Genomic DNA, 21151 nt, shown 5'->3' with positions numbered 1-21151 from the left:
ATTGAGTTACCTTCTATGAGTTTAGATTAAAAAGGGTCTAACTCACAAATAATACCAGGAGGTATTGGGATGAGTATCAAAGCTGAGTCGTTGAAATTAGCCATTAAGCTAGAGAAGAAAGGTCAGAAATACTATCAAGAGAATGCTGAGAAAGTAGATAATCCTTTGTCTAAGAAGACACTTAAGAGTCTAGCTAATCAAGAATTAGATCATATCGAGACAATTAAGGATATTGCTGCTGGTAAAGAGATTACTGATCATGAATTTGAACCAATTGATATTGAAGCTAAAGTACGAGAAGAATTTGAAAAGCTTTCTAATCAGGAACCTGAAGGTTGGGAAGAAGATGATGTTTCGATTTATGAACATGCTTTAGAAATAGAGCGAGAACTATATGATTTATATGAAGAATTAGCAGAGAAGACAAAAGATGAGAAAGAAGAGGAATTTTTTAAAGAAATGATGGAAGAAGAGATTAAGCATGCTGAGTCTTTAGAGAATGTACTTTATTACTTTACTAATAATGAAGACTGGTTGGCTACAGAAGAGAGTAAAGTATGGAACTGGATGTGTACTTGATTACTAGATTGAAGTTTGGGGTTAAGGTTAAGGAAGACCACCTTGGCCTCAGCTTTAATCTTGATCCAACAATCATCTTAATAATCAGTAGTTATATTTGATAAGGAAGGAGGGAGGCCAATGGTAACTTGGAGTGATGGACTGAAAATAGGAGTTGACAAGTTAGATAAGCAACATAAAAGATTTTTTGTAACTGCTAATTCTTTATTAGATAAATGTAGAAATAAAGAAGATGATCAAAAACAAGAAGCCGCAGAAGATTGTCTTTCCTTTTTACAGGGTTATTTTAAAGAACATTTTAGTTATGAAGAACAGTTTCTAAAGGAAATAGATTATCCTGATTATGAGAAACATAAGAAGTTTCATAATAGCTTTATGAATAAGATTAATAATATAAGTTTGGATTTTAAGCAAGAAAAGAATAAGATGAGGGTAATTATAAATCTTCATAATCGAGTTTTGAGCTGGTTTGAAGAGCATATTAAATATCATGATAGAAAGGTTGCAGATTATCTACAAGATTAAAAGTGATATAGGAGGTATGATAAATATGAAAATATTAATTCCTTTTTATTCAATGTATGGGCATACTTATCAGATGGCTCAGGCAGTTGCAGAAGGTGCAAAGGAAGTAGCTGGAGCTGAGGTAGAATTACGTAGAATTCCTGAGACAATGAGCAAAGCCCAACTTGAAGAGGCCGAAGCTTGGCAATTACAGCAGGAATTTGCTGATATTCCAGAGTGTACTTGTGAAGATTTAACTTCAGCCGATGCTATAATCTTTGGAACTCCTACTCGATTTGGTAATATGGCAGCTCAGATGAGACATTTTTTAGATACTACTGGTTCCTTATGGCAGGAAGGAGCTCTGATTGGTAAGATAGGTAGTGTATTTGTTAGTACTGCAACTCAACATGGTGGACAAGAATCTACTATTCTTAGTTTTCATACTACTTTATTACATCATGGTCTGATAGTTGTAGGATTACCTTATAGTTTTGCTGGACAGATGAAGATAGATGAAGTGACTGGTGGTACTCCTTATGGTGCTACAACTATTACTGGAGGCGATGGTAGTAGAATGCCTAGTGATAATGAATTAGATGCAGCCCGCTTTCAGGGTAGACATGTAGCAGAGATTACAGCTAAGCAAGTAAATAATTAATTTAAAAGGGAGTGGTAATTAATGTTATGTTATCAATGTCAAGAGACTGCTCAAAATGAAGGGTGTATCTCACATGGTGCTTGTGGTAAGACAGATAAGGTAGCTAATTTGCAAGATCTATTAATCTATACCCTAAAAGGAATTTCAGTTTATGGAGTTAAAGGTCATCAGAAAGGTATTCGAGATGAAGAAGTAGATAAATTTGTAATGGAAAGTTTATTTGCTACAGTGACTAACGTTAATTTTGATAGTGCATATTTTGTTCAACAGATAAAAGATGGTTTAAAATTAAGAAGAAAAATTAAAGAATTAGTCAAGCTTGATAATAAGTCTGATCTACCAGAAGTAGCTACTTGGACTCCTAAAACAGATGATGACTTATATAACAAAGCAGGAGAGGTAGGAGTATTAACTACAGAAGATGAAGATATTAACTCTCTACGAGAGTTATTGATTTATGGTTTAAAAGGTGTTGCAGCTTATGCAGATCATGCTTATGTATTAGGAAAAGAAGAAGAGGAGGTTATGTCCTTTTTACATCAAGGGTTAGCTGCTACTATAGATGATACTTTAAGTGCAGATGATTTAATTAGTTTAGTAATGAAGTGTGGTGAGATTGGAGTCAGTACTATGGCATTACTTGATCAGGCCAATACAGAAAGTTATGGTCATCCAGAGCCAACAACAGTCAATTTAGGGGTTAAGGATAGACCTGGAATTTTAATCAGTGGTCATGATTTAAAAGATTTAGAAGAGTTATTAGAGCAGACTGAAGGGACTGGAATTGATATTTATACTCATGGAGAAATGTTACCTGCCCATTCTTATCCTGAGTTTAAAGAGTATGATCATTTTATAGGTAACTATGGTGGTTCTTGGTGGAAACAGACTGAAGAATTTGCCAATTTTAACGGGCCAATTGTAATGACTACTAATTGTCTTGTTCCTCCTAAAGAGTCATATAAAGAAAGAGTATATACAACTGGATTAGTTGGATTTCCAGAAATAAAACATATACCTGATAGATTAGAGGAAGGTCAGAAAGACTTTTCAGAGGTTATAGAGCATGCTAAAAGATGTAATCCTCCTGAAGAATTAGAAACTGGTGAAATAACTGGTGGTTTTGCTCATAATGCAGTTATGAATGTAGCAGATAAAGTAGTGGAAACAGTAAAGAATGGAGATATTAGTAGATTCTTTGTAATGGGTGGTTGTGATGGACGCCATAATGATAGAGAATATTATACTGAATTTGCTAAGTCATTACCTGAAGATACAGTTATTTTGACAGCTGGCTGTGCCAAATATAGGTATAACAAGTTAGATTTAGGTGATATTGGTGGTATTCCAAGAGTCTTAGATGCAGGTCAATGCAATGACTCATATTCGTTAGTTGTAATTGCTCAGAAGTTAGCAGAGGTTTTTGAAGTAGATGATATTAATGAATTACCTATTTCTTATAATATTGCTTGGTATGAACAGAAAGCTGTATTGGTTCTATTGGCTCTATTATCGTTAGGAGTTAAAAAAATACATTTAGGGCCAACTTTACCAGCCTTTTTATCAGAGAATACTGTTCAGCTATTAGTTGAAGAATTTGATTTAAGTCCTAACTCTACTGTAGATGAAGATTTAGAAGAAATGTTAAATTAAAATGATTTAATTTCTTAAGCAATCAGCCTGATTTTAAGATCAGGCTGATTATTATTTAAAAAGGAAGGAGGTAAAATCTATGAGAGTTGGAATAATTGGAGCTGGCCCAGGTGGATTAGCTGCAGGCATTTTGCTTGCTAGTAATGGAATTGATGTTACTATTTATGAAAAAAGAAGACAGGTTGGAGGAAGAAATGGTTCATTTTAAGAGGCATGTGCAAGGTGGTTTGAACCAATTATCTAAAAATTAATATCAAATGTTATCTCAAGTTTAAATCAAAAATTGGTTAACTATAATGATACCGGTGAAGAAATAGCTGTTATTGGTCAAAAGTATAATCTGGCTGTAATTATTGAAGTGAGAAATTTTAAGGCAGTAGTTATTACAGTAATTGATAAAGTTAATATCCATATTAAGGATGGAACTAAATTAGAGAGGATAATTTAGTATGAATTATTATTTATTTAGGAAGGGTGATTATTATAGTAGACTTTATTAAACCAGTATTAGTTATTAGTAGATGCCTAGGTTTTGCACCATGTCGTTATAATGGAAAGCAGATTAATGATCAGTTTATTGAGAAACTAAGAGATTTTGTTGAGATTATTACTGTCTGTCCAGAGGTTGAAATTGGCTTAGGTGTACCTCGCTCCCCAGTTAGACTAGTAAGTGTAGATGATCAATTAAGGTTAGTTCAGCCGGCTAATGACAGAGATGTAACTGGAGATATGAAAGAATTTAGTCAGGATTTTTTCAATTCACTTACTGAAGTTGATGGTTTTATTCTTAAGAATCGTTCTCCATCATGTGGGACTAATGATAGTAAGGTATATCAGGATATTGATGGTAAGATTCCAGTAGGTAAATCTAGTGGTTTATTCAGCAGTTATGTACAAGAAGAGTTTTCTGATCTGGCTATTGAAAATGAAGGTAGGTTAAAGAACTTTAGAATTAGAGAGGATTTTCTAACTAGGCTATTTTTATTGGCTCGTTTTCGTAAGGTAAAAGCAGCTAACTCTATGAAAGAATTAGTAAAGTTTCATAGTAGAAATAAACTTTTATTACTGGCTTATAATGAAGAGCAGATGCGTCAATTAGGCAGGATAGTGGCTAACCATAATCAGAATAAATTTGAAAAAGTAGTAATTGATTATGAGACAAATTTAAAACAGGCTTTATCTAAAAGAGCAGATTATAAGTCTAATATTAATGTATTGATGCATGCTTTTGGCCATTTTTCTAATTATTTAGTAACAGAAGAAAAAAATTTTTTCTTAAATACAGTGGGGAAATATCGTCATGGGAAGGTTCCTCTATCAGTACCAATAAATATTTTAAAGGCTTGGACAATCAAATATGAAATAGAGTACTTAAGAGAACAGACTTTCTTTACTCCATATCCAGAGGAGTTAGTTCAGATAAAAGATTCAGGAAAGGGAATAAATTTATAAAAACAGGATTTGAGTTACAGGGAGAATGGGAAGTAGTTAGTAAAGATGGTAATAAAATAACTGTCTTTGCAGATGCAGAGAGAACTATAGATGATAATGGCAATAAAAAGAAGGTTACCTATATCTATGATGTTAGTACCAAAACCAAAGAAAAAATGAAGAATAAAATCAATTATATCAGTTTTCATGATGAATTAACAAACCCTTATAATAGGAAGTATTATAATGTTTTATTAGAAGAGATAAATAATAAGGATAATTATAATCAAGTAGGTCATACACCACAAATAGTAACTTTATCTAAGAAACTAGGGAAAAGGTTAATTTATCAGAGCATCAACTAAAGCAATTAGTCTTATTAGCTAAGTTTCATGATGTAGGAAAGTTAACTATTTCTAATGATATATTATTTAGAAATAGCTATTTAAAAGAAGAGATAGTAGATTCATTTGATATAATGACTAATGAAATTGATTGTGCAGTAAAAAAGAAGTTATGTAATAAGTCAATTTCTTATCAAATAAATTTTTGTATTTGTAACAATATTGTAAGTGATTTGTTATAAATTAGATAGAAGTATATGCTATTATATAAAACAAGAGATAGACAAGAAATATGTAGTTGCTTGTTAATTAAAGAATAAAAGGAGGGGTAGAGTATGGACAAGTATGTTTGTACAGTTTGTGGTTATGTTTATGACCCAGAAGAAGGAGATCCAGATGCAGGGATAGAACCAGGTACTCCTTTTGAAGAGTTGCCTGAAGACTGGGTATGTCCGTTATGTGGTGTAGGAAAGGATATGTTTGAGCCAGAGGAGTAATATTTTATTCGACTAACTTATATTATTAATAAGGAGGCTAAGGTTATGGAGAAAAGAGGAATTTATAAGTGTCAAACATGTGGTAATGTAATAGAAGTTATTGAAGCTGATGCTCCTGATATTGTCTGTTGTGGTGAGGTGATGGATAAGTTAGAAGCTCAGACTGATGATGCTACTACTGAAAAACATGTACCTGTAGTTAATGAGTTGGCTGATGGAGTTGAAGTAGTAGTAGGAACTACTATACACCCTATGGAAGATAAACATTATATTACTTTTATTGAAGTATTAACAGAAGATAAAGTGCTTAGAGCTGAGTTAGATCCAAGTGATGAACCGAAAGCAGAATTTAAAGTTGATAAGTCAGAAATAGTTGAGGTTAGAGAGTTCTGTAATGTGCATGGCTTATGGAAGGCATAGAGTTAGTTAAGATTTAAAGATAAAAAATTAACAGGGAGGTTCAATTATGCCAGAGTTAAAAGGTACTAAGACAGAAGAAAATCTACTTAAAGCATTTGCTGGTGAGTCTCAGGCTAGAAATCGATATACTTACTTTGCTTCTCAGGCTAAGAAGGATGGCTATAGACAGATTGCTAATATCTTTTTAGAAACAGCTAGAAACGAGAAGGAGCATGCTGAACGTTTCTTTAAGTTTCTAGAGGGAGGAAATGTAGAGATTGAAGCTGCTTATCCAGCAGGAGTAATTGGTACTACTGAAGAGAATCTAGTGGCTGCCGCTGCTGGTGAGAATGAAGAACATACTGAGTTATATCCAGAGTTTGCTAGAGTAGCTGAAGAAGAAGGATTTCCTGAAATTGCAGAAGTCTTTAGAAGAGTAGCTATGGTAGAGGTAGAGCATGAGAAGAGATACTTAGCTTTATTAGAGAATGTTAGAGAAGAGAAGGTATTTAAGAAGGATGATGAAGTAAGATGGAAATGTGGAAACTGTGGCTATGTCCATGAAGGGCCAGAAGCTCCAGAAGAATGTCCGGCTTGTGCTCACCCACAGGATTACTTTGAGTTAAAAGAGGAAAATTACTAATAGTTAAGATCTGTAGGGAGAAACTATTAATAGTTTCTCCCTATTTATAATTTAGCTAGAGAATATAATAAAGACAGGAGAGGTTAAGATGGGAAAAGTATTATATATTACTGCTAATCCTAAGCCAGTCTCTGATTCTTATAGTTTGACAGTTGGTAAAGAATTTTTAGACTCTTATAAAAGGGAAAATCCTGGTGATGAGATAGTAGAGCTTGATCTATACCAACGTGAGATTCCTTTAATTGATAGAGATATCTTTAGTGCTTGGTCTTCTCTAGAAGAAGGAGGGTTTAGTGATTTAACTGAAATAGAGCAACAAAAATTAACTAAAATGAATGATTTATTAGAAGAGTTTATAGCAGTAGATAAATATATTTTTGTTACTCCACTCTGGAACTTTAGTCTACCTCCTATGATGAGAGCCTATATTGATAATATCTGTGTAGCTGGTAAGACTTTTGAGTATACCGATGATGGGCCAAAAGGTCTAATGACAGATAAGCAAGCGGTTCACATTCATTCTCGTGGTGGAATATATTCTGAAGATATAATTAAGGATTTTGATTTTGCCAATAGATACTTACAGAGGATATTCTCTTTTTTAGATATTGAGTTGGTTGATTCACTTATTATAGAAGGAACTAATCAATTAGATGAAGAAGAAGCTACAGAGATGAAAAATAAAGCTATAGAGAAGGCTAAAGGTCTTGCTCAAAAGTTGGCCCGAAGATAATTGAGAAAGAATTAGTAGAAATCTATTGCAAAAATAAGATTGATTTATTATACTTATAATAACAATTACATATTTGTACCACTAGGGGCGTTCTATATTATAGGACTGAGAAAGAGTTAAGACTCTAGTCTCTTGAACCTGATCTAGATAATACTAGCGTAGGGAAGTGGGCTTTTGGTAGGGTATACTTTATCTAGGTATATCTTGGTTTATTATGTTTGATTACTATTGAAATCAAAGGCACAGTTCCTTATGGGGCTGTGTTTTTTTATTTTTTGCGGTTTAATTATTGAAACTTGAAATTTTATGAGGTGATAAAATGAAACAAGTATTAACAATTGCTGGTTCTGATTCTGGTGGTGGTGCTGGAATTCAAGCTGATTTAAAGACTATGACTGCTTTTGGTGTCTATGGAGCCTCAGTAGTTACTGCTGTAACTGCTCAGAATACATTAGGAGTACAAGGGTTTGAGGCATTAAGTGGTGATTTTGTAGGACAACAACTTGATTCTGTATTTAGTGATTTAGATTTTTCTGCTGTTAAAACAGGAATGTTGGCTAATAGTGAGATTATAAATGTTATTACTAAGAAGATAAAAGAATATCAAATCAATAATCTAGTTGTTGATCCTGTAATGGTAGCTACTAGTGGAGACTTATTATTAGCTGAGGAGGCAATTGATTCTCTCAAAGAAGATTTAATTCCCTTAGCCAAATTAATTACTCCTAATTTAAATGAAGCTAAAGTGTTAACAGGAAGAGGATTAGATGAAGAGGTTAGTTTGAAAGAGTTAGCTAGTGAATTATATAAGTTAGGCGCCCAGTATGTTTTGGTTAAAGGAGGACATCAAGAGCAAGATAAGGCTAGAGATTTACTATATGATGGAGAGGAATTTAGAGAGTTTACTACTGCAAGAATTGATACAACAGATACTCATGGTACTGGTTGTACTTTATCTTCTGCCTTAGCCAGTAATTTGGCCCTAGGATATTCTTTAGAAGAATCAATTAAAAGGAGTAAAGCATATATAACTAAAGCTATTAGAAGGGGATGTAAAGTGGGAGCAGGTAATAATCCAGTTAACCATTTAGTGTCAGTAACAAGTGATGAGTAATCAGTAGTTAAGGATTTGCTTGTCACTTGTCACAATACTGTATATGGAGGGGATAGAATGAATGATATCTTGGCTGAAATTAAAGCAGAGAAGCCTTTAGTTCACCACATTACAAATAATGTGACTGTTAATGACTGTGCTAACATTACTCTTTATTGGGGTGGATTACCTATAATGGCTTATGCTCAACAAGAAGTTGAGCAGATGGTAACAGCAGCATCAGCTTTAGTTATAAATATTGGGACTTTAAACCATAAGCAAATAGATGCTATGTTACAAGCTGGAAAGAAGGCAAATCAGTTAAAGATACCAGTTATTTTAGATCCAGTAGGAGTAGGTGCTACTGATTTAAGAACTGAGGCTGCTTTGGAAATATTAAATAAAGTAGATATAGCAGTAATTAAAGGAAATGAAGGAGAGATTACTGTCCTAGCTGGAGGTCAAGCTAAACTAAAAGGTGTAGAATCAGTTGGGACTTGTGAAGATATTACTGATAGTGCCCAGAAGTTGGCCCGAGTCCAGGATACAGTAGTTGTAGTATCAGGAGCAGATGATATTGTAACTGATGGACAAGAAGTTTATAAAATAACAAATGGTCACCCATTAATGGGCCAAGTAGTAGGAACAGGATGTATGCTTGGTAGTACATTAGGAGTATTTTGTGGAGTAAATAATAATTATTTAAATGCTTCTTTGCAAGCTGTAGCAGCTTATGGTATTGCAGGCGAGAAAGCAAGTCAAGAAACTAGTAGACCTGCTAGTTATAAGGTATCATTTTTAGATAATATTAGTGAGATTAGTGACCAATATTTAAAAGCTAAGCAAGAGGTAATAGAGATAAACTAAGTGTAAGTTTTATTAACATCTAATTATTAATTTTTAACTATTAACTAAAATATGGGAGGAATAAAAATGACTCAAGTTACTAAAGCAAGAGCAGGAGAAATTACTCCAGAAATGAAACAAGTAGCAATTAAAGAGGGAGTAGATGTAGATTTAATAAGAGAAGGGGTAGCTGAAGGAACTATTGTAATTCCAGCTAATAAGAATCATGATCATATAGATCCTAATGGTTTTGGTAAAGGATTAACTACTAAAATCAATGCTAATTTTGGTACTTCTGAGGATTACCCTGATCTTGATAAAGAATTAAAAAAATTAAAAGTGGCTATTAAGTCAGGGGCTGATGCAGTAATGGATTTGTCAACTGGTGGTGACATTAATCAGACTAGAAAAGAAATTTTAGCTATGAGTGAGGTTCCTTTGGGTACAGTTCCTTTCTATCAAGCAACTGTAGAAGTCTTAAGAGAAGATGAAGCTATTGTTGATTTAACAGTAGATGATATTTTTACTGTAATTGAAGAGCAGGCTCAGCAAGGAGTCGACTTTATTACAGTTCACTGTGGTTTAACATTAGAGACATTACGCCATTTAAGAGAAGAGGGACGAGTAACTGATATAGTCAGTCGTGGAGGTTCTTTCATGGCTGGTTGGATGCTACATAATGGAGAGGAAAATCCTCTTTATGAATATTATGATCGCTTATTAGAAATAGCTTATGAGTATGATGTAACATTAAGCCTAGGAGATGGCTTACGACCAGGTTCGTTAGCTGATGCTACTGATCGTTCTCAGATTCATGAGCTATTGATTCTAGGAGAGCTAGTAGATAGAGCTAGAGAAGCTGAAGTACAAGTAATGGTAGAAGGGCCAGGCCATGTGCCTTATAATCAGATAGAGACTAATATGCAGATTCAAAAAGAGTTATGTAAAGACGCACCTTTTTATGTTTTAGGGCCTTTAGTGACAGATATTGCTTTAGGATATGATCATATTAATGCAGCTATTGGTGGTACACTAGCTGCTACTTGTGGAGCTGATTTCTTATGTTATGTAACTCCAGCTGAACATATTGGTCTGCCAAGTATTGAAGATGTTAAAGAAGGAGTTGTTGCTACTAAAATAGCAGCTCACGCAGCAGATATAGCTAAAGGATTATCGCAGGCTAAAGAGAGAGATAGAAAGATGGCACAAGCAAGAAAGAGTTTAGATTGGGATAAGCAGATTGAATTATCTATTGATCCTAAGAAAGCCAAGGAATCAAGAACTGATCATAACCAGAACTTACAGGAAGAGGATGCTTGCACAATGTGTGGTTCTTTCTGTGCTATGAAGATAGTAGAAGAAGCACTATAGTTTTTATACTTAAGCAGAACAATTGTAAGAAGCTGGTTATGCCAGCTTCTTTTTTATATAAGGAGTTTAATTCCCACTAAACCAGTAGAGCTTTTTATTTTTTTCTTGACATTGATAATGGGTTTCATTATAATCATAACTAACAGTGAAAATTATTATCAATCTAAATTTTATTTTCCAATACAGGATAAAATACAATTATCCTCCAGTTTATTGAGTATCTTTACATTGACCAAATAAAAACTAGGTATAATTGATGAGGTGTTAAAAGTGAAAATTTTAGTTACAGGAGGCGCCGGATTTATTGGATCTAATCTGGTAGCAGACTTATTAGAAATAGGATATCAAGTAGTAGTAATTGATAATTTTAATGATTACTATAATCCCCAGTTTAAGGAAAAAAATATTGTCCCTTTTATAAATAAGGATAATTTTGAGTTATATCGAGAAGATATATTAGATCAAGTTGCTTTAAATAGAATTTTTAAGAGAGAAAAGATAGATAAAGTGATTCATTTAGCAGCTATGGCAGGGGTACGCAATTCAGTTCAAAGGCCTAATTTATATGTAGATGTAGATATTAAAGGAACAATTAATTTATTAGATTTAGCTAATAAATACAATATTAAACAATTTGTTTTTGCTTCTTCATCTTCAGTTTATGGGAATAGAAGTCAAGTACCTTTTAGAGAGGATATGAAACTTGATTCACAAGCTTCTCCTTATGCAACTGCTAAAAAATCAGCTGAGTTATTCTGTAAAAATTACTATAATTTACATGAATTAAATATTTCTATCTTAAGGTTCTTTACAGTTTATGGACCAAGGCAGAGGCCAAATATGGCAATTAGTAAATTTACTCGATTAATTAATCAAGGTCAACCTATTCCTATGTTTGGTGATGGATCTACCACAAGAGATTATACCTATATTACAGATATAATTAAAGGAATTAAATTAGTTTTAGCTAGTAATCCAGATTTTGAGATATTTAATCTAGGTTCTAGTTCACAAATTAAACTTTTAGATTTGATTAATTTGATCAGTAGCAACCTAGGAAAGAAAGCTAAGATAAAAGAACTTCCAGAACAAGAGGGCGATGTGCCAGTTACCTATGCTGATATTACTAAAGCAAGAAATAAATTAAACTATCAACCACAAGTAGATATTGGGACTGGAGTGAAGAAATTTATTGATTGGTATCAGAGTACTAAAGATAGATTAGGTGAAAGACTTGGTAGTTAACGAGTTATTAAAAGCAGGTAGATTATTAATGGCTCATCCTGATCTATTGTTAGTCTTTGGGATAGGTTATTCCTTAGCTTTCTGGTTACGGTCAGTTGCTTGGCTAAAATTATTCAATAAGAAAAGAGTGACTGTTAGTAACTTATATTCTTTACATATGGTATCTTTATTAGTTAATCATCTCTTTCCTACCAAGTTAGGAGAAGTAGCTAAAGTTTATTTGTTAGGTCGAGAGGGTTATAGTAGTCAGAAAGCAACTTCAACAGTCTTATATAGTCGAGTGATTGATTTAATTTCGCTGCTAATCAATTTATTTTTATTTGTTACTTTATCTATCAAGTATATTAGTTTTGATTGGCAGTTATTTATCTTACCTGCAACTATAATCTTGACTATTTCTGTTGGTATAGTTTGGTTTAGTCACTGGCAATGGATTAAAAAATTTGAAGTTAAGTTCTTTAATTATTTAGCACAGCTACAGGTAGCTTTAAGAGAGATTAAGTTTAAACAGTTACTTAAAGCTATATTACTTACTATTCCTAGTTGGATGCTAGAAGTTAGCGCTTTGGCAGTAGTAGTTAAGGCATTAAGTTTAGAGATAGGGTTAATTCCTTTGGTTGTAGTTAATAGTTTTACTATTATGGCTCAAGTATTTCATATTACTCCAGGGGGAGTAGGTACTTATGAGGCAAGTATGTCTTTTGCTTTGAGTCTTTATGGTGTTGATTTAGAAACAGGATTAACAATTGCAGTCTTAACTCATAGCCTAAAATTTATTTATTCTTATTTAGTAGGTGGTCTCTTTACTTTACGAGAATCAATTAATTTAATGGATATAGTAAGATTTAAGAAAAAGTTAGTCTCTTAGAAAGGAGAATCTTATGCAGAAAGCCTCAAAATTTGAAGTTTGGGCAGCCAGAGCTTGGAACTTATTAAATGAAGGTAAGTCTTTTTATCCTATATTTTCAATAGGTATATTTTTATTATATCACTATCAGCAATGGACTAATCTTGGTTTCTGGCAGTCTACTTTATTGGTTGTATTGATTAATTTACCATTAGTTATTACTTATATTAGATATGATTTCCCTCTTACATTAAGGTGGTTTTTATGGATACCACTAGCTGGCTTTATAATTGGTTTCAATTATTGGGATTTAAAATTAATTGGCTTAGATTTAGGAGTATATTTATTCTTTACTGTTATTTTTTGGGGGACAATTTATTATCATTTACGAATTGGAACTACTTTGACTAATTTCACTCGTTTTTGGAAGTTAGTTCTAAAGAATAGTGACTCTACTAGTGGGAACTTTCAAGAACAAATTCCTAAGACGTTAGTTACAATTTTAAGCTTGAATTATAGTTATCTATATTTGACTGGACAGTTGACAATAAGAACATCGACAATTGCTATTAAATATATAATATTCTTTTTAATTACTGTTATAGGTTCAATTATAATTGATCATAAATTATTTAATTGGAAACCAGAGCAGTATCAAGAGTTGACTAATAATGTAGAAGTGACAGAATCTCTTACTAATAGAGTGATAATGATTATCATTGATGGTTGTAGAAAGGATCGATTAGCTGAAGCAGAGACTCCATTTATTGATCAGCTAAGAGAAGAAGGTACAGAGTATACAAAAATGGAGACTATCTATCCAGCTCGAACAGTAACTTGTTTCTCATCTCTATTTACAGGTACTTACCCTGATGAACATGGGATTAAGAGTAATTTAGTTTTAGATTTAGGGATTAAGACTGAAAGTATTTTTGATAAATTAAGAGAAGAGGATAAGAAAGGAAAATTATTAGGTATAGCCCATTTAATTGATGCTTTTGGAGAAGAAGATGTAGAAGCAATAACAGCTGTAATGGATAACGACCAGGCAGATGGGCACATAATCAAACGGGCCAAAGATATTATGAAGAAAGAAGCACCTGAGTTATTAGTTACTCAGTTAATCAGTACTGACCAGACTGGACATAGTCGAGGTGCTTTATATTCTGAATATAAAGAGAAGATTGAAGAAGCTGATAGACATATTAATGGTTTTGTCAATTGGTTAACAGAAGAAGGTTATATGGAAGATACTACTTTAATTATTGCTGCTGACCATGGACAGAGTGATGGTATTGGAGGACATGGCCATTTAGATGAAGGTGAAAGATATGTTCCGTTTATTATAAATGGACCACAGATTAAAGCTGGATTTAAAATAGAGGAGAAAAGAAGCATTGTATCTACAGCTCCAACTATTAGTTATTTGTTAGGTGTAGATTATCCTGATTCTTCTCGAGGACCAGTGCTTACAGAAGCAATTGATCAGTCGTGAGCTATGAGCTATCAGTCTTGAGCCAATTCAAGTTCAAAATCATAAAACAGTTCAAATATATATAAATAAGGCTTAGATTTTGATTGTAACTGGTTTGAATTAGCTCATGACAGAAGACATATGACTATATAAGTAAGAAAGGAAGGATACAGTGAAGAAAGTTACAGTTATCATTCCTGCTTTAAATGAAGAGGCTACAGTAGGAAAAGTAATTGAGAAAGTACCTAGAGGAGAAGTAACAGATGTAGAGTTTGATATTTTAGTTATAGATGATGGCTCAACTGATAAGACAGTTCAAGTTGCTAAAGAAGCTGGAGCAGAATATATTATTTCTCACAAAAAAAATTGGGGCTTAGGAGCTACAATTAGGCAAGGTTTAAATTGGGCCTATCAACAAGGTGCAGATATTGGAGTAATGATTGATTCTGATAATGAGTATCCAGCTGATGAGATTGATAATTTAATTGAACCTATTTTAGATGATAAAGCTGATTATGTATTAGGCTCTAGATTTATGAAGAAAGTTAGAGGCATGGTACCAATCAGAAGAGTTGGTAATTATTGTTTTACTTTACTACAGTCTATGCTATTAGGAAAGTGGATTACTGATGGACAGACTGGAATGAGGGCCTTTAGTAGAGAAGTAATGGGAGATTTTAGAATAATTCATGACTATAATTATGCCCAAGTAATTACTCTTAATATCTTGCGGCAAGATTATAGGTTGGCCCAGGTTCCTATTAGTTATTCAGTACGACAGACTGGAGATTCATTTATTAAATTCAGGGAATATATGACTAAAGTAGTTCCTGCTATTTTTAAGGAGATGACTACTGCACCTGAGTTAGATATTGATAGTGAAAAGGGGGCAGTTAAAGTAGAGGGTAGTAAATCATAAAACTCTATTTAACTATTAACTGTCAACTATTTAACTATATACTATAAACTAAAATTTAGGAGGGGTTAATATGTTAAAGTCTACAGGAAAAGTTGGAACTTTAGTTCTTATGTTGGCTTTGGTAGTAGGTCTGTCAAGTGTTGCTTTAGGTTATTCTTATGGTAATAAAGAAAAGGAGCCTTTAGTGAAGGCCTATGAAGAAGTAGTATTTAGTTTAAATAAGAGTAATCAGGACTGGGAAGAAGTAGAAGAAGAAACAGAAAAGATGGAAGATAAGTTAGAGCATTTAGAAAAAGAATTAACTGAAATTAATGCAGAAAGTCCATTTATTACGGAGTACATAGCTAATATTGAATCAGGAATTGAAGCTAAAGATAAAGAGAAAGTTATTCATAACTTTCAGTTAGCATTAGCAGGAAATGTAGAACGTAGATTAGAGTCAGCTCAAAAGGAGATTTCAGAGTATAAGACTGCTAAAGCTTTAGTTAAGAAGGCAAAAGGGTTTTATGAAGCTTTAGAATTAACTGTTAAAGCAAATAATCCAGAAGGTAATGAAAAATCTGAATCAGCTTTGGAAAATTGCCTAAATTCACTAGGAAATCCAGGTATGTTTGGTTTTGGAGCCCAAGAACCTAATTTAGAAAAGTATAAAGCTAATAAAGAAGTTGTTCTTGATGTTTTAACTGAAGTTGTTGTTAAGTAGTAGAATTAAATCTATCAGGTAAGGTTAATCCTTGCCTGATATTAAAAAAGAATTAATTATTTTAAGGAGGGCAAAAAAGATGAATACTAGCTTTAAAAAAGGGACTATGGTTTTTTTACTTGTAACATTATTTATGCTAGGAACTAGTAGTGTTTTTGCAGTTTCTTTACCATTGAAGACTGATGTTTCTAAGCAGCAAAGAAGAGTAGAAGCTTATAAGCAAATCAGAAATGCTAATCCGCAAGGAAGACTTGCTTTTGGTGATATAGAAAGACTATATGATGGTATATTAAAGAATATGGTAGAAGCAAGAGATGAAGAATTTGGAACAACAATGAATCAATATATTAAGGCAGCTTTTAATGGAGCTAAAAATGGTCAAAACCCTCAAGTAGCTGCTCAGATTGTTGATAAGACACTTAAGAGAGCTTTTTATCTAACAGTCCAGCATGAGTTAATTGAAGCAGTTGAAGAATTCTCAAATAAAGAAGAGGCTCATCATAAGTTAGATGAAGCTATTGTATATTATGAACCTATTGCAGGTACAGCTAAAAAGCGAGACCAGGGATTACATGAAGATATTCTATCTGGTATGAGAACGGCTCGTCAGGCAATTAAGAATAATAATTTATCCAAGTTAAAGATAGCAGACCAAATTATAGATAAGACAATTATTAAGGTATTCTACGCTTCTGTTCTACATGAAGCAGAAGAAGTTGAAGAGTATGTAACTGAAAATTCTGATAAAGCTAAAGTTAAACAGATTGAAGGTTTAGTTTACTATCAAGGAATCAAAGGAATAGTAAAAGCAAATAATAAATTAGGTAATCTTATAATTGAACCTATGTTAAGCAAAGACATTGCTAATGTTGATTATGGTGTTATTTTAAAAGAGTTAAATCGTGGTTTTGTACCTAAGGTTATTCATTATTTAGAAGAGGTTGAAGAAAATTGGGGTACTAATAAGGCACTAGTTGAAGCTTGGGAAGCTTTATTGTACTACAATGTATTTGCTACAGATGTAGAAGCTAAGTTAGGTACTGAAAGTGCATCAGAATTACTAAGTAATTTACGTTCTTATGTTCAAGCAGTTAAAAAAGAAGATAAGTCAACAGTAGATAAGTTAGCAGAAGATATTGAAACTCAAATTAAAGCTTACTTTGTTAAGTTATAACTAATCTAGTTAGCTATTAGTTGTTAGATAGCTAATAGCTAACTTATAATTTATTGCTTAATGATAATGAAATTGACTTTAGTTATTACTAAGTATAAGGGGGAAGAATAATGCTTAAACGTAGAAATAATATTTTGATTGTAGCATTGGCTTTGTTAGCTGTGATTTCTGTAAGTAGTACTACATCTGCTTTCTTTTTATTTGATTGGTTAGGAGCTGGAGATGAGAAAGCAAGTTTAGAAGATAGAACAAGTTTGAAGGATGTAGAATTTGAAGCAGCTTTACCTTTAAAGACTGATGTACCTAAACAGATTAAGAGAATTAAGGCTTATAAGAAGATTAATCAATTAAGACATCAAGAGGAAATTGATTTTGAAGCAATTGAAAAGGTTTATAATGATGTTCTAAAAGCTACAGTACAATCTAGAGATGAAAAATTTGCTACTACTATGGATCAATATATCCAAGCTGCCTTTCGTGGAGTAGAGAATGGTCAGGATCCAGCTTTAGCAGCTCAAATTGTTGATAAAACATTAAAGAGAGCCTTTTATCTATCAGTTAAGCATGAGATAGATGAAGTTGTTGAATATATTTCTAATAAAGAAAAAGCTCATCATAAGTTAGATGAAGCTATTGTATACTATGAGGCAGTAGCAGGAACAGCCAAAGAATATTCTAAAGATTCAAATGAAGGTATTTTGTCTGGTTTAAAGACTATTCGACAAGCTATAGAGAATGATAAAGTTCAAGATGTTGAGATTGCTGGACAGATAGTTGATAAGACTATCGTTAAAGTATTCTATGATTCAGTCTTACATGAGGTAGAAGAAGTTGAAGAATATATAACTGAAAAACCAGATAAAGCAGCAATTAAACAGATGGAAGGTTTAGTATATTACCAAGCTATCAAAGATAAAGTAGAAGGAACTAATAAGATAGGAAACCAGATTATTCAAGAACAATTTAATGGTCAATTAGAAGATGTAGATTATGAATTTATCTTAGAAGAGATGAACCGTGGTTTTGCAACTAAAGTTTATTCATATTTAGAAGAAGTTGAAGAAAATTGGGGTACTAATAAAGCTGTAATTGAAGCATGGGAAGCTTTATTATATTATAATGTATTTACTGATCATGTAGAAGCTAATTTAGGTACTGGAGTTGAATCAGAATTAGTAACTAATCTACGTAGCTATGTAAATGCTGTAGAACAGACTAATCGGGCTAAAGCAGATACTTTGGCAGAAGAAATTCGAGCAACGCTTAGAGATTATGTAGGTACAATTTAGTAGATTATCAAGGAGGTTACCTGTGCTAAATTCAGGTAGCCTTTTTCTAATTTAAAAAGGAGGAAATTATGATTTATGGAATAATATTAACTATCATTGCAATTGGAATACGTTTGTTTTTGTTGAGTCCTCATCCGCATGGTTGGGATGCAGTTGATTTTATTTTAGGAATAGAGTTTTATGATTTATCCTTGATGCAGCCTCATTTTCCAGGTTATCCTATTTATATCTGGTTAGGTAAATTTATTAATCAATGGTTAGGTAGTGAGGCGCAAGCTTTAGCTCTGTTAAGTGCTATTTTAGGTGGTTTATCAGTCTTGCCTTTCTATATGTTGGTAAAAAAGTTATCTGATCAGACTATAGCTTTACTAGCTGGAGCTTATTTGATATTTACCCCTTTACATTTAATACTGAGTGCTAAGATAATGTCAGATATGACAGGAACTTTTTTTATATTATTATTTTTATATTTAACTTATTTAAGTTGGCAGAAAATAAAATTAAGAAAGAATTATTTGATTAGTAGTGCTGTTATTTTAGGAGTAGCTTTAGGAGTTAGAGTATCTTATTTTCCCTATTTCATTATATTTTTAATCAGTCTGGGTTTATGGTATCAAGATACTAAACAGGTATCAACTTTATTATCAGCTATAATTAGTTTTACAGCAACTAATTTATTATGGGTAGGATGGCAAATTATTAGGGCAGGAGGACTAGACTTTTTTCAGATTGCAATAGATTTTACAGCAGGTCATTTTAATGATTGGGGTGGAACAGTAGTAACTGATAGTACTTTAGGAGCCAGATTAATCAGATTAATTTATCATAATATTTTAGTAGCTGGATTAGGTTTTTATCAAGCAGGAGATTCTATAATTAAATTATTATTAGCTAATTTTATTTTATTAGGTTTATTTGGATTTATCAGTACTTATAAAAAATTATCTAGTAGAGATAAATTATTTATTGCTAGTTGGTTAATACCTTATTTTATCTGGGTCTTTTTTGGACAGAATGTAGCTAAACCTAGACATATAATTACTTTAACCCCTTTATTTGTAATAGTAATATTCATAGGTTGGCAATCTTTATTAAATAAGTCAAAAAAGATTATTTATTTTTTAGCAATTGTAATATTAGTCTTAATTATAACGTCTCTACCTTTAGTAACAACATATAAGTCCAATTTACCTCCTGTAATTAAATTAACCCATTATTTGAATAATAACTTTTCTACTCAGCAAACAATAATTTACACTTTTGAAGAAGAGAGAGTAATTAATTATTATCATCCTAATTTCATTATTAAGAAAGTCAGAAAAAAGAAAGATTTCTATCAGTCATTATTATCTCTAGTTGAGAGACCAACAAATATTTTAATGACTGATGCAGTATATAATACTTTGATTAAGCGGGATAATCAGTTGAAGAATCTTTTAGTTCCTATTAAAAAATGGACAGGTGATAAATCATTATATCCAGTCTATAACCAGATTATCTTATATAAAGGTACAGAAGATTTATATGAATATATTCAACAAAAAAAGATTAAATAGTCTGATATATATATAGAATACATATCTATATTAATAAGCTATTAGTTAGTAATCTGGCTATATAATCAGCAAGATTTAAGTAGAAAGGAGGAGTAGAGTGGTTACTAAGAACTTATTGCGGCTTGAAGTTGAAGATAAAGTTGATGAAATACTAGAAGAAAGAGAAGAATTATGTGATTGTAATCAATGTCGTGAAGATATAGCTGCAGTGGCCTTAAGTAATCTAGAACCTAGGTATGCTGGTAGTGAAGAAGGTAGGGTTCTTATCGATAGTATTGACATCTCTAGTACTCAGACTAAAATGGATATTCTGAGAGTGGTGATTGAGGCAGCTGAGAAAGTACAAGATAGACCTCATCATAATCGCTAATTTTATTAATAGATTCAGGGATAAATAAGAATACTAGATTTAGGGGTCTGAATAATGGAATATTTAGAAGCTATCTGGAAAACACTACTTATCTTTGGCTTATTAGTTATTTTAACTCGTGTAATTGGTAGAAAATTATTATCGCAGTTGACATTTTTTGAATTTGTAACAGGTGTAACTATTGGTACTATTACAGGTGCTTATGTAGTTAATGCTATAAAGGGGATAGCTGTTTTGATTAGTCCAGTAATATTAACTATTTGTACAGTAGCTTTAAGTTATCTAACACTAAAGAGTTTAAGAATTAGAAAGATAATTGAGGGTGAACCAGTAGTTATTATTCAAAATGGTAAGTTATTAGAAGAAAATATGTTCAAAGCACGATATAGTTTAGATGATTTAGAGATGCAGCTTAGAGACAAAGGGATCTTTAATATAAATGAAGTTGAGTTTGCTGTTTTAGAATCTCATGGTCAATTAAGTGTTTTAAAAAAGAGCTCTTTTCTACCTGTGACTCCTAATGATCTAAATATAAGTACTAACTATAAAGGTTTAGCAACAGAAATAATTAAGGATGGAGAAGTATTGGAGCAGAATTTAAAACAGAATAACCTTGATTTTAACTGGCTATATAATAAATTAAATAAACAAGGAGTAGATGATATTTCTCAAGTGGTTTTAGCAAGTCTAAATACAGATGGCTCATTATATATAGACTTAAGAAATAATCAGCCTGATTATACTCAAAAAGTAGAAGATTAATAAAAAAAGTTCCAGTAACTTTGAGTTACTGGAACTTTTTTAGTTGATTACTAATTAT

General features: G+C 32.3%; 24 protein-coding genes and 1 riboswitch. All 24 genes read left to right on the top strand.

Going from position 1 to position 21151, the window contains the following annotated elements:
• Positions 1–69: 69 nt before the first annotated feature.
• The 24 genes from ACYQ39_RS03305 to ACYQ39_RS03190 all read left to right on the top strand — a co-directional run bounded on the left by ACYQ39_RS03305 (position 70) and on the right by ACYQ39_RS03190 (position 21093).
• Positions 70–579 carry a ferritin-like domain-containing protein gene (locus tag ACYQ39_RS03305; protein WP_459840451.1) on the top strand — a complete coding sequence of 170 codons (510 nt, stop codon included), beginning with the start codon at positions 70–72 and terminating at the stop codon, positions 577–579.
• Between the two features lie 120 nt (positions 580–699).
• Complete coding sequence (locus ACYQ39_RS03300) at positions 700–1104, top strand: bacteriohemerythrin (protein ID WP_459840450.1); 405 nt, start codon at positions 700–702, stop codon at positions 1102–1104.
• Positions 1105–1129: 25 nt separating this feature from the next.
• The gene (gene wrbA, locus ACYQ39_RS03295; RefSeq protein ID WP_459840449.1) at positions 1130–1744 is read left to right on the top strand and encodes an NAD(P)H:quinone oxidoreductase; all 615 of its coding nucleotides are present in this window, start codon (positions 1130–1132) and stop codon (positions 1742–1744) included.
• A gap of 21 nt (positions 1745–1765) precedes the next feature.
• Positions 1766–3397 carry a hydroxylamine reductase gene (hcp, locus tag ACYQ39_RS03290; protein WP_459840448.1) on the top strand — a complete coding sequence of 544 codons (1632 nt, stop codon included), beginning with the start codon at positions 1766–1768 and terminating at the stop codon, positions 3395–3397.
• 79 nt (positions 3398–3476) lie between these two features.
• The gene (locus ACYQ39_RS03285) at positions 3477–3605 is read left to right on the top strand and encodes an NAD(P)-binding protein (RefSeq protein WP_459840447.1); all 129 of its coding nucleotides are present in this window, start codon (positions 3477–3479) and stop codon (positions 3603–3605) included.
• A 75-nt stretch (positions 3606–3680) separates the two neighbouring features.
• Complete coding sequence (locus tag ACYQ39_RS03280; protein ID WP_459840446.1) at positions 3681–3845, top strand: hypothetical protein; 165 nt, start codon at positions 3681–3683, stop codon at positions 3843–3845.
• 35 nt (positions 3846–3880) lie between these two features.
• On the top strand, positions 3881–4849 hold the full coding sequence (locus tag ACYQ39_RS03275; protein ID WP_459841630.1) for a YbgA family protein: 969 nt from the start codon (positions 3881–3883) through the stop codon (positions 4847–4849).
• Between the two features lie 658 nt (positions 4850–5507).
• Positions 5508–5669 (top strand): rubredoxin, encoded by a 162-nt coding sequence (rd, locus tag ACYQ39_RS03270; protein WP_459840445.1) that lies wholly within the window; start codon positions 5508–5510, stop codon positions 5667–5669.
• Between the two features lie 45 nt (positions 5670–5714).
• Positions 5715–6089, top strand: coding sequence for a desulfoferrodoxin (locus ACYQ39_RS03265; RefSeq protein WP_459840444.1), 375 nt, complete (start codon positions 5715–5717; stop codon positions 6087–6089).
• Positions 6090–6135: 46 nt separating this feature from the next.
• The gene (gene rbr / locus ACYQ39_RS03260; protein WP_459840443.1) at positions 6136–6711 is read left to right on the top strand and encodes a rubrerythrin; all 576 of its coding nucleotides are present in this window, start codon (positions 6136–6138) and stop codon (positions 6709–6711) included.
• Positions 6712–6799: 88 nt separating this feature from the next.
• Positions 6800–7444, top strand: coding sequence for an FMN-dependent NADH-azoreductase (locus ACYQ39_RS03255; protein WP_459840442.1), 645 nt, complete (start codon positions 6800–6802; stop codon positions 7442–7444).
• A 73-nt stretch (positions 7445–7517) separates the two neighbouring features.
• Positions 7518–7626: riboswitch (TPP riboswitch) on the top strand.
• Positions 7627–7763: 137 nt separating this feature from the next.
• Positions 7764–8558, top strand: a complete 795-nt coding sequence (gene thiD / locus ACYQ39_RS03250) for a bifunctional hydroxymethylpyrimidine kinase/phosphomethylpyrimidine kinase (protein WP_459840441.1) — start codon at positions 7764–7766, stop codon at positions 8556–8558.
• Between the two features lie 57 nt (positions 8559–8615).
• Positions 8616–9404 carry a hydroxyethylthiazole kinase gene (gene thiM / locus ACYQ39_RS03245; RefSeq protein WP_459840440.1) on the top strand — a complete coding sequence of 263 codons (789 nt, stop codon included), beginning with the start codon at positions 8616–8618 and terminating at the stop codon, positions 9402–9404.
• A 66-nt stretch (positions 9405–9470) separates the two neighbouring features.
• Positions 9471–10754, top strand: a complete 1284-nt coding sequence (gene thiC / locus ACYQ39_RS03240) for a phosphomethylpyrimidine synthase ThiC (RefSeq protein ID WP_459840439.1) — start codon at positions 9471–9473, stop codon at positions 10752–10754.
• A gap of 270 nt (positions 10755–11024) precedes the next feature.
• Positions 11025–11999 carry a GDP-mannose 4,6-dehydratase gene (locus tag ACYQ39_RS03235; RefSeq protein WP_459840438.1) on the top strand — a complete coding sequence of 325 codons (975 nt, stop codon included), beginning with the start codon at positions 11025–11027 and terminating at the stop codon, positions 11997–11999.
• Complete coding sequence (locus tag ACYQ39_RS03230) at positions 11980–12867, top strand: lysylphosphatidylglycerol synthase transmembrane domain-containing protein (RefSeq protein WP_459840437.1); 888 nt, start codon at positions 11980–11982, stop codon at positions 12865–12867. Before ACYQ39_RS03235 ends, ACYQ39_RS03230 begins: the two co-directional genes overlap by 20 nt.
• Positions 12868–12880: 13 nt before the next feature.
• On the top strand, positions 12881–14341 hold the full coding sequence (locus ACYQ39_RS03225) for an alkaline phosphatase family protein (RefSeq protein ID WP_459840436.1): 1461 nt from the start codon (positions 12881–12883) through the stop codon (positions 14339–14341).
• Between the two features lie 151 nt (positions 14342–14492).
• A complete protein-coding gene (locus tag ACYQ39_RS03220; protein ID WP_459840435.1) occupies positions 14493–15239 on the top strand; it encodes a glycosyltransferase family 2 protein in 747 nt (248 codons plus the stop codon).
• Between the two features lie 70 nt (positions 15240–15309).
• On the top strand, positions 15310–15942 hold the full coding sequence (locus ACYQ39_RS03215; RefSeq protein ID WP_459840434.1) for a hypothetical protein: 633 nt from the start codon (positions 15310–15312) through the stop codon (positions 15940–15942).
• A gap of 79 nt (positions 15943–16021) precedes the next feature.
• Positions 16022–17116 carry a hypothetical protein gene (locus tag ACYQ39_RS03210; RefSeq protein ID WP_459840433.1) on the top strand — a complete coding sequence of 365 codons (1095 nt, stop codon included), beginning with the start codon at positions 16022–16024 and terminating at the stop codon, positions 17114–17116.
• A gap of 110 nt (positions 17117–17226) precedes the next feature.
• Positions 17227–18405 (top strand): hypothetical protein, encoded by a 1179-nt coding sequence (locus ACYQ39_RS03205; RefSeq protein WP_459840432.1) that lies wholly within the window; start codon positions 17227–17229, stop codon positions 18403–18405.
• A gap of 68 nt (positions 18406–18473) precedes the next feature.
• A complete protein-coding gene (locus ACYQ39_RS03200; protein ID WP_459840431.1) occupies positions 18474–19961 on the top strand; it encodes a glycosyltransferase family 39 protein in 1488 nt (495 codons plus the stop codon).
• A 97-nt stretch (positions 19962–20058) separates the two neighbouring features.
• On the top strand, positions 20059–20331 hold the full coding sequence (locus ACYQ39_RS03195) for a late competence development ComFB family protein (RefSeq protein WP_459840430.1): 273 nt from the start codon (positions 20059–20061) through the stop codon (positions 20329–20331).
• A gap of 54 nt (positions 20332–20385) precedes the next feature.
• Positions 20386–21093 (top strand): YetF domain-containing protein, encoded by a 708-nt coding sequence (locus tag ACYQ39_RS03190; protein ID WP_459840429.1) that lies wholly within the window; start codon positions 20386–20388, stop codon positions 21091–21093.
• Positions 21094–21151 lie beyond the last annotated feature (58 nt).

Source organism: Halanaerocella petrolearia (genome assembly GCF_054657875.1).
Note: the sequence above shows the minus strand (reverse complement) of the source record. Positions and strands in the feature narration are given on the sequence as shown.